Below are 13897 nucleotides of genomic sequence, written 5' to 3'. Positions count from 1 at the left end.
CCTGAGCGAAGTCGAAGGGCTCGCCTGAACGCAGTGAAGGCACTTCGCCTCCGCTCAGTGAAAGGCTTCGACTTCGCTCAACCCGAACGGAACTGGAGGGCTTACGAAGCGGCAAACTTCATCACTTTAATCGCCTCCGAATTGGCGACCGCCCCGCCAATCCGCTTCACCGCATAGAAATGCACGAAGGGCTTGTTGCTGAACGGATCGCGCAGGATGCTCGTCTCGCTGCGCTCCGCGATCACATAGCCATGGGCGAAATTGCCGAACGCGATGGACAGGCTGTCCGCCGCCACGTCCGGCATGTCCTCGGCCTCCACCACCGGGTATCCGAGCAGCGTCGCGGGCTGACCCACTGCCAGCGAGGGTTGCCACAGAAACGCCCCGTCGCTGGTCTTGAACTTGCGGATGCGCGCCAGCGTAGCGCTGTTCATCACAAAGCTCGCCCCCTGCCGGTATGGCGCCCGCAAAGCCTGCACCAGATCGATCAGCCGGTCCTGCGGATTGCTCGCCGCAAAGCCGCCGGAAGCGCCCGACGCGACATATTGCAGCGACCCGAACGCCCGCACCCCGTCCGCCTCGTTCGTGGTGGTGTAGGTCAGGAAACCCTTCGGCTTGTTGGTGCCGTTGCCGCTGACGAAGGCCGCGCCCTCGGCCCGCGCGAACTCCCTTGCGATTTCGTCCGCCAGCCAGCTTTCGACATCGAACTGCGCATCGTCCAGCATCGCCTGGCTCGCCGCCGGATTGGCGAACAGCTCCCCGCGCGGCGGCGCGATCTCGTTGAACACCGGCGTCGCCGTCTCCGCCCGCGCGCCCGTCTCGCTCGCCCAGCCGGACACGGTCCCGCCGCTCGTCACCAGCTTGCGATAGCCTGCGCTCCCCGTGCGCACGACATTGGCGATGGCGCGGATCGGCGACACGGATTTCAGCGCCGCGTCGATCATCTGGTCGATCTCCCGCGGCACCGCATAGCCGCCCGCCGCGTCGGTAGCGCCGGAAAAGCTCTTAAGCTCCACGCCTGCCTCAAGGCCCCGCCGCAGATAGCGCTCGACAAAGGCGGCGCGCGCGGGATCGGCGGCATTGCCCGCGCCGCCCACGCCCTTCACCCCATCCAGCACCGGCCGCTGAGTGGCGATGGCCTGCGCCGTCACCTGATCCCGTAGCGCGCCGAAGTCCGCCTCCAACGCCGCCATCCGCTCCTCCTGAAGGACAGCATCAAACGCCCCCTCCAACCCATCCGCCTTCACCTCGATCATCTTCGCTTCTCCCGCACACAAGACAAAAAAAATAGCGGCCCGGAAGGGGCCGCTTTGGTTGCTTCCAGAACTGGTAAAGACCTCTCCGATGATCTATATTCCACGCACGGAGGCGCCATCGAATGTCGAAAAAAGGTCAGCACGTTGTCCCAAGTGAAGGGGGCTGGAGCGTCAAAAAAGCTGGTGCCGCAAAAGCTACCAGTTCTCACTCGACGCAGGCTGACGCCATTGCCGCCGCTACACGTATCGCGCGTAACCAGAAAACCGAACTCTATATACATGGCCGGGATGGCCGCATTCGCGAACGCAATTCCTACGGTAATGATCCTCATCCGCCACGGGGATAGTCTTGCCGATACCCTTTGAACGGTCGGTATTCGTCAACTGCCCCTTTGATGACCAGTTCGCGCCGATCCTGCAGGCTATTGCCTTCTGCATTATTGATCTTGGCTTCTATCCAAGGCTTGCGCCGGAAAATGCCGATAACGCCGCCAATCGTCTGGACCGCATCGTCAATCTGATCCGAGGCTCGAAGTTCGGGATTCATGATCTCAGCCGGTGCAAGGCCAGGGCAGCCGACGAATATATGCGCATGAATATGCCTTTCGAACTCGGCATAGACTACGGATGCCGTCAGTTTGGCGAAGGGTCGCTATCTCAGAAATCCATCCTCATTCTGGAAGGAGACCGATACGACTATCAGAAGGGGCTCTCCGACATTGCGGGATGGGATATTCATGCGCATGGCGAAGACCACATTGTTGCCGTCCGGCATGTCAGCGGCTGGCTTTGCCGTCAGCAGAATATCCAACGCATTGGCCCCACCCGCATTCTTGGAAACTATGCAGCCTTTCAGGAATGGTACTGGGAAAGAGAACTGGCTTTGGGCGCATCCGAGGATGATATCCGTGCATACCCGACCATTCAGATGGTTGAGGCCATGCAGGAGTGGGTCAATATCGGTCGCCCGATTTAGCAATTATTCCACCCCCACCACCCGCGCCAATGGCTGCATCGGCTGCGCCACCAGACTCACCTCCACCAGGTCCAGCGCCGTCAGTTCCCGTGGCCGCTCGCCCTTCGCTTCCCTCACCCGGTATCCGAAGGACAGCCCGTCGATCGCCCCGTCCTTCACCAGCGCCGCGATCCTGCGCCCCGCCGCCGTGCGCGCCGACACCCGGCCCACCACGTGCAGGCCGCGCTCATCCTCGGCCATATGTTCGATCAGGCCCACCGGCCGGTCGGGCGCATGTTGCCACAGCAGCGGCACCCGCCTGCCCGCGACCGCCCCGAACGCCCCGCGCCGCACCACGTCCCCGCCCCGGTCTACCCGGTCGAATATCGCTGCGTAGCCGGCGAAACGGATGTCCTGCGCGCTACCCCCACCCCGTTCGGGCTGAGCGAAGTCGAAGCCTTCCACCGAACGCAGTGAGGCGTCTTCGCCTCCGCTCAGACGAGGGCTTCGACCTCGCTCAGCCCGAACGGCGTTATTGGTTCCCGCCATCCCCCTCACCCCTTCACCATCGCGAACAACCCCAGCTTCACCGCGATCCCGATCAGCATCAGCGCAAGGCACCCGCGCACCATCCAGCCGATCACAGCGCTGCGCACCGCCTTCTTCGCGTCGCGCCACGCGCGCAGCAATTCGCGCAGCTCGCGCAGGTCCCGCTCCGCCTTGGGGTCCGAAAGCCCCAGCCGGTCGAGCGCCCGCGCCGCGCCCAGGTCGCTCGCCTCCTCCACCAGCGCGCGGATCATGATCAGGCTGCTGCCCTCACCCTCCGCCTGCGCCACCAGCCGCGCCAGCATGTCCGTATCGTTCATCTCACACCTTCACCTTGCAGCGCCTCTCCCTTGGGAGAGGCAGCGAGACTGGATAAGGCGAAGCCGAATCTAGTCGCAGCGGAGAGGGGTTCCGCCCCCGCCAACCCGCGCTACCGGTTTCGCTCACACGTCTTTTCCCTATCTTCCGCCGCGAAATCATGTCCGTCGGCGGACCCCACTTTCGTCCGTCGGTTCCCGCCGCTACACCGGAGCGCATGTCCCCGCTCCGCATCCTGATCCTCGCCGCGCTGCTGCTCGCCAGCGCCGCCATTTTCTGGCTCTGGTGGACGGACTGGCTGCTGATCGACGATTGCCTGGACGCGCAGGGCAAATGGGACGCATCGACCCGTACCTGCCTGATCGACGCCAAGACCTACCGGGTGCCGGGCTGATTTTCGTTCCGTTCGCCCTGAGCGAAGTCGAAGGGCCCGGCCGAACGGAGTGAGGCACTTCGCTCCGCCCAGCGGAAGGCTTCGACAAGCTCAGCCCGAACGGTTTGGCGGGAGGCCCTCACCCGACTCACCCCCCATCCCCAGCATCGCCCGCTTCTCCTCCGCGCTCAGGAAGTCCGCTGCGGCCACCCGCGTCCATTGCGCGTCGCGCTCGTCGGACAGCGCCGCCACCCGGTCGAGATCCACGCCCAGCGCCACGCCCGGCATCCACGGCGCCAGCCCCTGCGCAATGCCGCGCAATATCTTGTCGGCCAGCGGCAATATCGTCTGCCGCCACAGCGCCTTGTTCGCCTCGCGATAATTGGCGTAGCTGTTGTCGCCGGGCAGGCCCATCAGCATTGGCGGCACGCCGAAGGCCAGGGCGATCTCCCGCGCGGCCGCGGCCTTCAATCCCACAAAATCCATGTCGGCGGGCGACAGGCTGAGCGCCTGCCAGGAAAGCCCGCCCTCCAGCAGCATCGGCCGCCCGGCATTGCCCGCGCCCTGAAACGCCGCCTCCAGCTCCGCCTTCAACCGCGCAAACTGCTCCGCGCTCATCGCCGCCCCGTCCGCGCCGGGCTCATGGACCAGCGCGCCCGACGGCCGCGCCGCATTGTCCAGCAAAGCCTTGTTCCACACCGTCGCGGCATTGTGGATCGCCACCGCGCCCGCCGCCGCGCCGGTGCAGCCCAGGCCATAATGATCGTCCAGCGGATGCGCATTCTTCAGGTGGATCACCGCCGTCCGCCCCGCCGCATCCTCGGCGGCAAGGCGCGTATCGCTGCCGCTCACCCGGTAGCGATAGGCCATCGGCCATCCCCGCGCGTCCGGCTCCACCGACACCCGTTCGGGCCGCAGCGCGAACAGTTCGGCGGGCGCGCCGTCCGCCCCCGCCAATATCTGCACATAGCCATTGCCGTGGAGCAGCAGGTGCATGGCCAGCGTCTCCATCAACGCCTGCCCGCCCGACCGCGCCTGCACCAGCGCCAGCGCGCGGGCGCGGTCCGCTTCCCCGGCTTCGGCCTCCGCGCCGCCGGTCGCGGAAAGCGCCGCCGATCCCACGCCCTCGCACACCAGCCGCACCGCCCGCTGCGCGACCGGATTGCCGAGCACGGCGGCGCGCACCTGCGCCTCATAGGATGCAGGCCACTCGCCCAGCGCCGCCCCGCCACCCGTCCAGCCGCCGCTCCACCCACGCGACAAAGCCGGCCGCGCAGAAGCCCGCGCGGCCTTCGTTCCGAAGAATTTCATTGGACTTTTCCTTCCAAGTGGGGCCGCTGATCCCCTCTCCCATCTTCCCCTCTCCCTGGGGAGAGGTTACGGAGACTTGGGCCACCGGCCCTAGTCGCAGTTGGAGAGGGGCTCCCCACCATGCCCGGCGCAAAACCCCTCACCCGCCTGTCCCGAACCCTCCGCTCTGATCCGACCGATGCGGAAAAGCGCCTCTGGCATCACCTGCGCGCTCACCGCCTCAACGGGCATAAATTCAAACGCCAGGCGCCCGTCGGCAATCACATCGCCGATTTCCTGTGCGACCGCGCCCGGATCGTCATAGAAGTCGATGGCGGTCAGCATGCGGAGTCACCCGCCGACGCCGACCGGACCGCCATCCTGCAATCGCAGGGCTACACCGTCCTGCGCTTCTGGAACCATGACGTGCTGCACAATATCGAAGGCGTGCTGCAGGACATCCGGCGCGCCCTCACTCTCGCCACAGGCCGCTGATCCCCTCTCCCAGCTTCGCTAGGCGGCAAGCCGCCAACCTCCGCTACCTCTCCCCATGGGAGAGGAGAAAACGGACAGCCCCCTGAACGCCTCTCCCTGTGGGAGAGGGAGAAAAAACGACGCCATCGGCACCAAACCCTCTCCCTTGGGAGAGGGTACGAAGACTTGGCCACAGGCCTAGTCGCAGTTGGAGAGGGGTTCCGCCCTATCCAAATCATGCAACACCCCCAAACCTCACACCCCCCTGACCCTCGGCGCTCCACCCCGCTTCCCCAGCATCAGCTCGCTCAGCGCCCATACCAGCGCGTCGGCGCGATCCGGCGACCGGCCCGGCCCTTCATAGCCGCCGCCGCGCACCAGCCCGCACATCTCGTCCTCCAGCGCCGGAAACGCGCCGCGATGCCATGCCCGGCCGCTTTGGTAGAGCGCCGCCACCGGTTCCGCCCGCGCGCTCTTGCCCCGCGCCGCATGGACCAGCTTCACCGGCAGCCCCGCGTCCACCGCGCGCAGCACGCTGTCGACCATCGCGCCGCCATTATTCGCCTCCGCCACTACCCTATCCGCGCCATAGGCCGCCGCCGCGTCCGCCACCGCCCGCGCCCAGCCTTCCGGTCCCAGCCCTTCCACGCTCGCGTCGGCCACGACATAGGCCAGGCCGTCGCCCCCGACGCCCGCGACCACAATGCCGCAGGCGTCGCCGCCCTGCCCGGACAGCGTGCCCGCCGGCGGATCGACGCCAACGACCACCCGGCGCAGCGCAGCGCCGCCATCCGCCGCCACCGGCACATGGCGCACCCGGCATGTCTCGATCAGGCCGCGCGTCCACAGCGCGCCTTCCACATCCATCAGCAATTCGCCGTCCAGCTCCTGCCGCCCCAGCCGCGTGCCCGCATAGCTGCGCGTCATCGCATCAAGGAAGGCGGCGGGCAGGTTCGCGCGATTGTCCGCCGTCCGCCCGCGCGTCAGCGTCACGCCCTGCCCATCCAGCGCCACCAGCCGCCGCACCAGCGGCACTGGCCGGGGCGTCGTCGTCGCCAGCACGCGCGGCGCATCCCCCATGCGCAGCGCGAACTGCAGATTGTCCCACGCCGCCTCGCCCATCGGCCATTTGGCGATTTCGTCGGCCCATGCGTGGCTGAAGGCGGGGCCGCGCAACCGCTCCGGCCCCGCGCCGAAAATCTCCGCCTGCGCGCCGGATTTCCACACCAGCCGCCGAAGCGCCGGGTTCCACGCCGGTCTGCTCCACCAGGGCGACACCGCCAGCACGCCGCTCGCCCCCTCCACCATCACATGCCGCGCTTCGTGCAGGCTGGCGCCGACCAGCGCGATCCGCGCCGCGCCGTCCGCCTCTGCAATGCCGCGCACCCATTCCGCCCCGGCGCGGGTCTTGCCGAAACCGCGCCCCGCCATCATCAGCCAGATGCGCGCGCACCCTTCCGGCTCCCGCTGGTCGGGGCGGCCGTGCAGCGCCCAGTCATAGGGCAGCGCCCGAATCTCATCGGCGCTGCGGCTGGCCAGGATCGCCAATATCGCGTCATCGGACAGCCGGGCCATATCCTCGAACAGGGACAGTTCAGCCATCCGCCGCCCCCGCTTCTCCGTTATGGCGCGCCGCCACGGTTATGCCAGCACCCGCATCTTTATCCATATCGGTAAAGCCAGCCCGCGCCTGCTCCACCTTCGCCAATATGTCGCGGGTCAGCGCGGCGCTGTCCGCCCCCGCCGCCGCCATTTTCGCGCGCCGCTCCGTCACGCTCGCCCGGTGCAGCCGCAGCAACTGGATCGCGGCGGTCAGGTCGCGCTTCTGGACAGTGCGCGTTTCCTTCACCCGGCCATATTTCTCCCCGCCCTCGCGGATGGTGGTGGTCGTCACCGACCCCGCCAGGCACTCCTGCACCACCGCCATTTCCAGCGCGGTATAGGCCTGCTCCAACGCATCCTCCCACGCATCGCGGAACGCCGCGTCGCGGGCGCGCAGCCGGTATGCGCTGCTGACATGCATGCCGCACGCCTTGGCCGCATGCGACAAATTGCAGGTCTGGGCGATGACATTCAGGAAAATCTCCCGCCGGTCGCCGGTCCACCCATCCTCGCGGACGGCGCGGTCCTGCACCGGCGCCCCGCCCGCGCGGCTGCAGCGCCGCAGCGTCCGCTCGGCTTCCGCCTGGCCGGGCTTTCCGCCCTTCCTTCGCGTTCTCGCCATGCAGCCCTCCCTCCCGCCGGAGGCGCGATACGAAAAAGGGCTGGCCCGAAAGCCAACCCCGCCCGCGCCGTCCCGGCGACTCACAATTCCCAATATCGGCTTATGTGCCAGATGAGCGTCACGATGTCAAGATAAATTTGCCAAATAGGTTATTTCGTGAGTCTCCAGCTCGGGCGCCGCGTGCTCCTGCGAAAGCAGCAGTACCGCCCCGTCCAAACAGGATCACCCCCGGCGGACAGCCACAAAGAACTGCCGGGGGAACGGCAACAACACCGTCCCATCCTCCAGCGCGGGATAGGCCCCCGCGACCGCCTCGGTATAGCGCGCCAGGAACCCCGCTCTCTCGCCCTCGTCCAGCGGGTCGAGCCAGGGCCGCAACCCGGTCCCCTCGAACCATTCCACCACCGCCGCCGCGCCGCCGGCCAGCGGATGGTGATAGACCGTCCGCCACACATCGACCCGCGCCGACAGCGGCTTCAACGTCCGGTAATACCAGGCGGGGTCGTGCCGCTCCGACCGCGCCGTATTCGCCCCCGCCAGCTTCGCCGCCCACGGCCCGTCCGCGCCCACTTTCTCCATCAGCCGGTGCGCCGGCTCGCCCAGATTGTCGGGCATCTGCACGGCGAGCGCCCCGCCGGGCGACAGCTTGGCCATCAGCGCGGGCAGCAGCGTGGCATGATCGGGCACCCACTGCAGCGCCGCATTGGCCAGGATCACGTCATAGGGTCCGGGGTCCGCCCAGGCGGCGATATCCGCCACCGCGAAATCGACGTCCGGCAGCCGCGCCCGCGCCGCCTCGATCATCGCCGCCGAACTGTCCATGCCGCTGATCCGCGCGCCCGGAAACCGCGCCTTGAGGAGTTCGGTGGAATTGCCCGGCCCGCACCCGATATCCGCCGCCCGCGCAATCTCCCCCTGCGGGATCTGCGCGATCAGATCATGGACCGGCCGATTCCGCTCCGCCTCGAACTTGGCGTATTGGGTGGGGGACCAGGTCATTTTGACGGTTCCTGACGCTATATTGAGGTGGGTCGATATTCTGTCCAGGTGGAGGCGAGAAGGGTGATTTCTGAGTAACGGAGCGCAGCGTACTTAAAGTACGTGAGCACCGGAACGCAGGAAATCGGGCTTCGCAGCCCCGCATGGGCTGAATAGCGGCCCGCCTCAAACCGGACCGGTACTCCCGCGCTTCACCAGCACATAATCCAGCGACACCTGGTACCGCGCATCCGTAACATCCCCGCGATATCGCGGGTCCGCCAGTATATCGACGGCCGCCGCCGCCATTTCGGCCTTGGGCTGCCGGATGGTCGTCAGTTGCGGCCAGGCGGCGCGCGATGTCGGCGCGTCGTCGAAGCCGCAGACCGACAGCCCGTCCGGCACGGAAATCCCCAGCTTCATCGCAGTGATCAGCACGCCCAGCGCCATGTCGTCATTGCTGGCGAAGATCGCGCTCGGCCGCCCCCCACCATGCGATCCGGCCTCCTCCCGCAACATCGCCTCGCCCAGCTCCAGCCCAGACCGGAAGGAGAAATCCCCCTCCAGCACATGGCGCTCCGCGACCGCCAGCCCCGCCTCCGCCATCGCCTCGCGAAAGCCGTCGAAGCGCTTGGCCGATGCGCTGTGCGTGGGGTCGCCCTTCACAAAGCCGATGCTGCGATGGCCAAGCTCGATCAGATGCCCGGTCATCTCCTTGGCGGCGGCATGATCGTCCATCTGCACGATGCCGGACCGGGCGAAGTCCATGCGCGGCGCGATCCGCACCATCGGCAGGCCCGCGGCGTCGAACAGGTCGAGCAGTTCCGGTTCGTCGCAGATCGGCGGCGTCACGATCGCCCCGTCCAGCCGCAGCGCGGCGATGCTGTCCGCCACCTGTTTCTGCCATCCGTCCGCGCTCAGCACCACCGGCTCGACGACCAGATGATAGCTTTTCTCCCGGCACCGCATCAGCGCGCCCAACTGCACGTCGGAGGCATAGCCGGACACCGGATCGTCAATGAACAGGCCCAGCAGATAGGATCGCGAACTGGACAGGCTGCGCGCGAAGGCGTTGGGGCGATAGTCCAGCTCCGCCACCACCCGCTGCACCGCCTCGCGCACTTCGGGGCGGACGTGCTGCTCGCCATTGATGACGCGCGATACGGTCTTGGCCGACACCCCGGCCCGTTCCGCCACATCCTTGATCGTCACTATCTTCATGACCGCGCCCCCCGGTCCCCAGAACTCTGGTCCTGCATGCACATCGCGGCGAACAGCGCAATCCCCGCATAGCAAATCCCCGGCAGCAGCAGCGCGGGCAGCAGGCCGAACGCATCGGCCAGTACGCCGGTCAGCATCGGCACCACCGCGCCGCCGACCACCGCCATGCACAGCCACATCGACGCCAGCGGCGCGTTCGCCGCATCCTCCGGCATCGCCAGCGCATAGATTGCGGGATACATGATGGCGTTGCACAGGCCGACGGCGATCAGGGCGATCGCGCCCGCCGCGCCCGGCGTCACCACGGCGGCCGACACCAGCACCACCGCGCCCAGCGCCACGCCGAACAGCAGCCGCGCTTCGGGAATGCGGGTCATCGCCCAGGCGCCTGCGAACCGCCCGGCCATCGCCCCGGCCCAATAGAGGCTGACCAGCCGCCCGGCCGTCACCGGCTCCACCGCCAGCCGGTCGGGCAGCATCAGCACATTGGTCATCAGCGTGCCGATCGTCACCTCCGCCCCCACATAGACGAAGATCGCGGCGACGCCCCAGGCCAGCCGCCGGTCGCGCATCACCGCCAGCAGCCGCCCCGCCTGCACCGGAGCCGCCGTCCCGCGCGTCTCCGACAGCATGGCGCGGTGGGTGAAATAGGTCATGGACAGCGCCGCCAGCACCGCCCCGCCCGCGACGAAGGGAATGCCCGCCGTCACCGCCCCGCCGTCGCACGGGTCCAGGTTGGCCAGCAGGAAGGGCGCGGACAGCAGCGGCCCCAGCACCGTCCCCAGCGAGTTGAACCCCTGCAGCAATGTCAGCCGCGCCGCCGCCCGGCGGCTGGGGCCGATCACCGTCACCACGGTATTGGACGCGATCTGCAGCACCGTCTGCCCCGCCGACAGCAGCAGCAGCGCGCCCAGCACCATCAGGAAATCGCGCAGCCCCTGCGCCGTCGCCAGCGCCAGGCACCCGGCCATCATGATCGCCAGCCCCGCCGCGATTGTCCGCATATAGCCCGCGCGGACCACGGCGAAGGCGGCGGGCAGGGCGAACAGCAGATAGCTGGAATGGAAGGCGAGCTGGATCAGCAGCGCGCTGCGATAGTCGAGCGCCAGCATCAATTTGAGCTGCGGCACCAGCAGGCTGACCGCCGACGACAGGAAACCGCCGATGAAGAACACGCCGATCGATATCCAGAACAGCCGCTTCGCCACCGCCTCGCCATTGCGCGACTCGGAGATGTCACCGTTCACGTCCAACCTCATATCCAGCCCATATCGACTCTTTTCCCACCTGACCCGCCGTTCGCCCTGAGCTTGTCGAAGGGCTGTCTTTCTTAAGAATGCACGTCCACCAGGAAAGTGCAGGGCTTCGACAGGCTCAGCCCGAACGGCTTGCGTGTTTCCCTCAAAATGGACCCTTTTTCTCATCGCGCGTAAACCGCAGAAATGACGCCTTTTACGCTCCCTTTCGCTACGCTGGAAAAGCGCGGTGCGAAACCGCCTTTTTGCCGGAAAAGTGCGGCGGATGCCGTAAAGGAAAGCGCTGGATCAGGCATGAAACGGGGTCTGTACCGACTGTTGCAAAAGAGAAACATGATTGAACACGAACTCCGACATCGATGTCAATTCTCTGTTGACATCGATGTCGGACTCTGGTGTTGGGAGCATCCAGACCAACAAGCCCTTCTTGGGAGGATGACTATGACGAGGCATGCACTCGTCGCGGGCACGGCGCTCGCGACTTGCCTATTTTCCGTATCCGCCGCTTTCGCGCAGGACGCCGCATCCACGGCGCCGCAGGCGGCAGAAGCCCCCCAGGACAGCGGCGACATCATCGTCACCGCCACCCGCCGCGAAACCACGCTGCAATCCACCCCGATCGCCATCTCCGCCTTCAGCCAGGACACGCTGAACAAGAATGGCGTGAAGGACGTGACCGACCTCGCCCGCTTCGTCCCCTCGCTGCAGTTCAACCAGCAGGGCGACCAGTCGGCCGTGCTCCTCACCCTGCGCGGCATCGGCAATGACAGCGCCTATACCGAAGTCGCTGACCCCGAAGTCGCCATCTATGTCGACGGCATCTACTCGCCCCGTTCGCAGGGCGCATCGGTGCTCATGTACGACATGGAGCGTGTCGAGGTGCTGCGCGGGCCGCAGGGCACGCTGTTCGGCCGCAACGCCACCGTCGGTGCATTGAGCCTCATCTCCGCCAAGCCCAAGCTCGGCGAGTTCAGCGGCAATGTGGAGGCCGTCGCGGGCAATTACGACCGTCTGGGCGTGCGCGGCGCGATCAACATCCCGGTCACCGACACCCTCGCTTTCCGCGTCGCCTTCGTGACCGACCGGCATGACGGCTATGCCGATTTCCAGCCCGCGCCGAACATCGCGGGCATCAACAAGTCCGCCTTCGTCACCACCGGCAAGAAATATTATGCCGCCGACCAGCAGTCGGGCCGCGTCAGCATGCTGTGGCAGCCAAGCGACCGCTTTAGCTGGAACCTGTCGGCGGAGGGCTATCTGGACAATGGCGCGCCGGTCATCGGCCTGCTCCAGACGCCCCGCGCGGGCACAAAGCGCTGGTCGACGCTCAGCGACACCGCGCCGGACACGGACCGCTACTCGGTCGCCGTGCGCAGCACGATGAACTATGACATCACCGACGGCATCCAGCTCAGCTACATTGCCGGCTGGTCGCGCATCGGCGGCAGCACCCAGACGGACGCCGACGCGGGCGCGCTGCCCCCGACCGGCACCGTCGACGCGGACGGCAACGACCTGCCCCTGGGCGCGTTCGGCGAGAACCGCACCCTCTCCTCGCGCTATGATTTCCAGAGCCATGAGGTTCAGTTGAAGTCGACCGGCGAGAATGCCGTCGACTGGATTTTGGGCGCCTATTACAGCCATGAGAAGAACCGCATCCGCTTCGACATCGATCAGCGGAACGGCTATCGCGACGGCACCTTCTCCTGGGCGGGCAGCTTCATTCAGGCGAACCGCCAGATCGACTCCCGCGCCGTGTTCGGCCAGACCGTCTGGCACGCCACCGACTGGCTGCGCCTGACCGGCGGCCTGCGCTACACCTCGGACAAGAAGCAGGATATTGGCGGCCGCAACGTCACCTTCTCCGGCGACGGCTGCTCGCCCGCGGACTCCGCGCCCGGCGGTCTGTGCCAAGGCGGCATCTTCGGCGCCTTCCCCGGCGCGACGGCGACGGAACTGGTCGACCTGCTCCCCGGCTTCTCCATCTCGAACAATGATGTGAAGGGCAAGTGGAACAAGGTCACCTGGCTGGCCCGCGTCGACGCTGATGTTGCCCCCGGCATCCTTGGCTATGCGAGCGTCTCGACCGGCTTCAAGTCGGGCAACATCCAGGACAATTCGCAGCTCACCAACCCGGAAACGATCACCAACTATGAAGCCGGCCTCAAGACCCGCTTCTTCGATCGCCGCGTCACCCTGAACGTCGCCGCCTATTACAGCGACTTCAAGGGTTATCAGGTGAACCAGGCCGTCACCTTCCGCGATGCGGACGGCAATGTCGTGCGCAGCCAGATCGTGACCCAGAACGCCAAGGGCGCGACGGCTTACGGTCTCGAAGCGGAAATGACCGCCAATCTGACCGACAATGACCGGCTGAACTTCTCCGGCACCCTGCAAAAGACCAAGCTGCTGGAGCTGGAGGCTGTCGACGGCCGCCTCTATGACGGTGGCAAGCTGTCCTCGATCGCGCAGCTCAAGGGCAATGAACTCGCCCATGCGCCGCGCTTCTCGGCGACCGCCAGCTATGAGCATGACTTTGTGATGGCCAGCGGCGCGCGGATCACCCCGCGCTTCACCACCCATTATGAAACCAAGAGCTGGCTGAGCTACTTCAACGGCGACAACAACCCGTTCGTCAACGCCAATAATCCGGCCGACAATATGCCGGATCGCGGCACCAACGGCACGGACTGGGATCGCCAGAAGGCGTATTTCCGCTCGGATGCGTCGATCACCTACACCTCGCCGGACGAGAAATATTCGGTCGAGGCGTTCGTGCAGAATATCGAGAACGGCCGCATCCGCACCAATGCCGGTTCCTTCGGCGCGCCGCGTTACGACCCGGTGTTCCTGTCGAACCTGCAGCCGCCCCGCACCTTCGGCGTCCGCGCCCGCGCGAACTTCTGAGGGCATTGATGGGCTGACCCACCCCCGTTCGGGCTGAGCGAAGTCGAAGCCTTCCACTGAACGCAGTGAAGTGCCTCGCTACGCTCGGCCGAACCCTTC

Annotated in this window: 14 protein-coding genes; 5 read left to right on the top strand and 9 right to left on the bottom strand. The window is 66.6% G+C overall.

Features of this window, described 5'->3' with window-relative positions; translation table 11 throughout:
- Positions 1-101 precede the first annotated feature (101 nt).
- Positions 102-1256: a phage major capsid protein gene (locus KFK14_RS02060; protein WP_212609694.1), complete on the bottom strand. Its 1155-nt coding sequence runs from the start codon at positions 1254-1256 to the stop codon at positions 102-104.
- Between the two features lie 122 nt (positions 1257-1378).
- On the opposite strand from KFK14_RS02060, the gene KFK14_RS02055 reads away from it, so the two are divergent.
- Complete coding sequence (locus KFK14_RS02055; protein WP_212609693.1) at positions 1379-1603, top strand: DUF2188 domain-containing protein; 225 nt, start codon at positions 1379-1381, stop codon at positions 1601-1603.
- 2 nt (positions 1604-1605) lie between these two features.
- Positions 1606-2232, top strand: a complete 627-nt coding sequence (locus KFK14_RS02050; protein WP_212609692.1) for a hypothetical protein — start codon at positions 1606-1608, stop codon at positions 2230-2232.
- A 3-nt stretch (positions 2233-2235) separates the two neighbouring features.
- On the opposite strand, the gene KFK14_RS02045 is transcribed toward KFK14_RS02050, so the two are convergent.
- Complete coding sequence (locus tag KFK14_RS02045) at positions 2236-2760, bottom strand: HK97 family phage prohead protease (protein WP_212609691.1); 525 nt, start codon at positions 2758-2760, stop codon at positions 2236-2238.
- A gap of 5 nt (positions 2761-2765) precedes the next feature.
- Positions 2766-3077: a DUF6127 family protein gene (locus KFK14_RS02040; RefSeq protein WP_070158239.1), complete on the bottom strand. Its 312-nt coding sequence runs from the start codon at positions 3075-3077 to the stop codon at positions 2766-2768.
- A 215-nt stretch (positions 3078-3292) separates the two neighbouring features.
- Here KFK14_RS02040 and KFK14_RS02035 point away from each other — a divergent pair, with 215 nt between their 5' ends.
- The gene (locus tag KFK14_RS02035) at positions 3293-3469 is read left to right on the top strand and encodes a hypothetical protein (protein WP_212609690.1); all 177 of its coding nucleotides are present in this window, start codon (positions 3293-3295) and stop codon (positions 3467-3469) included.
- Positions 3470-3559: 90 nt separating this feature from the next.
- On the opposite strand, the gene KFK14_RS02030 is transcribed toward KFK14_RS02035, so the two are convergent.
- On the bottom strand, positions 3560-4759 hold the full coding sequence (locus tag KFK14_RS02030; protein ID WP_212609689.1) for a phage portal protein: 1200 nt from the start codon (positions 4757-4759) through the stop codon (positions 3560-3562).
- 120 nt (positions 4760-4879) lie between these two features.
- On the opposite strand from KFK14_RS02030, the gene KFK14_RS02025 reads away from it, so the two are divergent.
- The gene (locus tag KFK14_RS02025; RefSeq protein ID WP_212609688.1) at positions 4880-5233 is read left to right on the top strand and encodes an endonuclease domain-containing protein; all 354 of its coding nucleotides are present in this window, start codon (positions 4880-4882) and stop codon (positions 5231-5233) included.
- Between the two features lie 234 nt (positions 5234-5467).
- Here KFK14_RS02025 and KFK14_RS02020 read toward each other — a convergent pair whose 3' ends face one another.
- The 5 genes from KFK14_RS02020 to KFK14_RS02000 all read right to left on the bottom strand — a co-directional run bounded on the left by KFK14_RS02020 (position 5468) and on the right by KFK14_RS02000 (position 10894).
- Positions 5468-6814, bottom strand: coding sequence for a DNA-packaging protein (locus KFK14_RS02020; RefSeq protein ID WP_212609687.1), 1347 nt, complete (start codon positions 6812-6814; stop codon positions 5468-5470).
- Positions 6807-7436 carry a hypothetical protein gene (locus KFK14_RS02015; RefSeq protein WP_212609686.1) on the bottom strand — a complete coding sequence of 210 codons (630 nt, stop codon included), beginning with the start codon at positions 7434-7436 and terminating at the stop codon, positions 6807-6809. Before KFK14_RS02015 ends, KFK14_RS02020 begins: the two co-directional genes overlap by 8 nt.
- A 222-nt stretch (positions 7437-7658) precedes the next feature.
- Complete coding sequence (gene tam / locus KFK14_RS02010; protein ID WP_212609685.1) at positions 7659-8435, bottom strand: trans-aconitate 2-methyltransferase; 777 nt, start codon at positions 8433-8435, stop codon at positions 7659-7661.
- A gap of 165 nt (positions 8436-8600) precedes the next feature.
- Positions 8601-9635, bottom strand: a complete 1035-nt coding sequence (locus KFK14_RS02005; protein WP_212609684.1) for a LacI family DNA-binding transcriptional regulator — start codon at positions 9633-9635, stop codon at positions 8601-8603.
- Entirely contained in the window at positions 9632-10894 is a 1263-nt protein-coding gene (locus KFK14_RS02000) for an MFS transporter (protein ID WP_212609683.1), read from the bottom strand. Before KFK14_RS02000 ends, KFK14_RS02005 begins: the two co-directional genes overlap by 4 nt.
- A 438-nt stretch (positions 10895-11332) precedes the next feature.
- On the opposite strand from KFK14_RS02000, the gene KFK14_RS01995 reads away from it, so the two are divergent.
- Positions 11333-13798 (top strand): TonB-dependent receptor, encoded by a 2466-nt coding sequence (locus tag KFK14_RS01995; protein WP_212609682.1) that lies wholly within the window; start codon positions 11333-11335, stop codon positions 13796-13798.
- Positions 13799-13897 lie beyond the last annotated feature (99 nt).

Origin of the sequence: Sphingobium phenoxybenzoativorans, from assembly GCF_018286635.1 — a bacterium.
Classification (GTDB): domain Bacteria; phylum Pseudomonadota; class Alphaproteobacteria; order Sphingomonadales; family Sphingomonadaceae; genus Sphingobium; species Sphingobium phenoxybenzoativorans.
Note: the sequence above shows the minus strand (reverse complement) of the source record. Positions and strands in the feature narration are given on the sequence as shown.